This is a genomic window from Burkholderia sp. HMSC10F09 (assembly GCF_001806955.1).
GTDB lineage: Bacteria > Pseudomonadota > Gammaproteobacteria > Burkholderiales > Burkholderiaceae > Burkholderia > Burkholderia multivorans.
This window is the reverse complement of sequence record NZ_KV786928.1, coordinates 1-2,216: the sequence shown is the minus strand read 5'-3', so window position 1 is coordinate 2,216 and position 2,216 is coordinate 1. Positions and strand designations below refer to the sequence as shown.

At 70.0% G+C, this 2,216-nt stretch carries 2 protein-coding genes; both read left to right on the top strand.

Annotated features, from left to right (window positions below; translation table 11 throughout):
* Positions 1 to 257 (top strand): c-type cytochrome (locus HMPREF3115_RS27385; RefSeq protein ID WP_141751748.1); only part of this gene is annotated, 257 nt, incomplete at its 5' end.
* Positions 258 to 270: 13 nt separating this feature from the next.
* The coding region (gene ctaD, locus HMPREF3115_RS27380) for a cytochrome c oxidase subunit I (protein ID WP_070556924.1) at positions 271 to 2,216 on the top strand (1,946 nt) is incomplete at its 3' end.

Sequence of the window (2,216 nt, the reverse complement as noted above, 5' to 3'; positions counted from 1 at the left end):
CGCGCGTGTTCGCCGCGCGCTGCGCGGGCTGCCACGCGGTGCGCGGCACCGATGCGGCCGGCGATGCGGGCCCCGATCTGACGCACCTCGCGTCGCGCCGGTCGCTCGCGGCCGGCACGCTCGACAACACGCCGGACAACCTGCGCCGCTGGATCGCGCACGCACAGCAGATCAAGCCGCAGACGCTGATGCCGTCGTTCGCGCTCGCGCCGCGCGACGCCGACGATCTCGCCGCCTATCTCGCGACGCTGCACTGAACGGAGGATGCCGATGGCCGTCACCCACGACTCCCGCCCCGTGCTCGAGCGCGTGCCGGATCTCGGCGACGCGCCGCCCGGCTCGCCGGACGAGCGCGCGCTCGCCGCGCTGTGGGAGTCCGAGCCGGGCTGGCGCGGCTGGCTCGGCACCGTCGACCACAAGCGGATCGGCCTGCGCTACGTCGTCACCGCCTTCGCGTTTCTGCTGCTCGGCGGCGTCGAGGCGCTCGTGATGCGCATCCAGCTCGCGCGGCCGAACGCGACGCTGCTCACGCCCGCGCAGTACGACGCGCTGTTCACGATGCACGGCGTGACGATGATCTTCCTGTACGCGCTGCCCGTGCTGTCCGGTTTCGCGAACTATCTGTGGCCGCTGATGCTCGGCTCGCGCGACATGGCGTTTCCGCGGCTGAACGCGTTCTCGTACTGGGTGTTCCTGTTCGCGGGGCTGTTCCTCTACGCGAGCTTTCCGCTCGGCGCGGTGCCCGACGGCGGCTGGTTCAACTACGTGCCGCTCACGTCGCTCGACTACAGCGCGGGCGCGAACATCGACATCTATGCGCTCGGGATGATCCTGCTCGGCATCTCGACGACGGGCGGCGCCGCGAACTTCGTCGTCACGCTGCTGCGCATGCGCGCGCACGGCATGTCGATCGACCGGCTGCCGATCATCGTGTGGGGCACGCTGACCGCGTCCGTCGCGAATCTGGTCGCGGTGCCGTCGGTGAGCCTGGCGTTCTTCCTGCTGTGGCTCGACCGCAATGCGGGCACGCACTTCTTCGACGTCGCGCACGACGGCCGCCCGCTGCTCTGGCAGCACCTGTTCTGGATGTTCGCGCACCCGTGGGTGTACGTCGTCGTGCTGCCCGCGATGGGGATCGTGTCCGATGCACTGCCGACGTTCTGCCGGCGGCCGCTCGTCGCGTACGAAGCCGTTGCGGTGTCGACCGTCGCGACGATGCTGATCGGCTTCGAGGTCTGGGTGCATCACATGTTCGCGACCGGCATCGCGCCGCTCGCGCTCGCGTTCTTCGGCGCGGCCAGCATGCTGATCTCGATTCCGAGCGCGGTCGCCGTGTTCGCGTGGATCGCGACGATCTGGACCGGGCGGCCCGTGTTCCGCACGCCGTTCCTGTACTTCGCGGGCTTCGTGCTGATGTTCGTGATCGGCGGCGTATCGGGCGTGATGACGGCGGCCGTGCCGCTCGACTGGCAGCTGACCGACACGTACTTCGTCGTCGCGCATCTGCACTACGTGCTGCTCGGGATCAACGTGTTTCCGGTGCTCGGCGGGATCACCTACTGGTTTCCGAAGTTCACGGGCCGGATGATGAACGAACGCGTCGGCCGCTGGACGTTCTGGGTCGTGCTGACCGGCTTCAACGTCGGCTTTTTTCCGATGCACGTGTCGGGGCTGCTAGGGATGCCGCGCCGCATCTACACCTACCCGTCCGGCATGGGCTGGGATACGTCGAACCTGCTGACGACGATCGGCTCGTTCGTGTTCGGCATCGGCATCGTGATGTTCGTGATCAACGCGCTCGTCAGCGCGCGGCGCGGCGCGCGCGCCGGCGACAATCCGTGGGGCGCGCCGGGCCTCGAATGGTCGGTCGCGTCGCCGACACCCGCCTACAACTTCGCGGTGCTGCCGCTGATCGCGTCGCGCCATCCACTGTGGGAAACGCGCGGCGAGCCGCGCCGCTCGAGCCTGCGCGTCGGCTACCGGCTCGCCGACGGGCGCGAGGCGCTCGCGGTGTCGCCGCTCGCCGCGACGCCGAGCGCGATCCTCAAGATGCCGGAGGACACCTGCGTGCCGTTCGTGCTGTCGCTGCTCGCGACGGCCGTGTTCGCCGCGATGCTGGTGCGCTCGCCGACGCTCGTCGGCGTTGCCGCGCTCGGCTGCGCGATCGCGCTCGGCGCGTGGCTGTGGCCGCGCCGCTCGCTCGGCCAGCGCGCCCC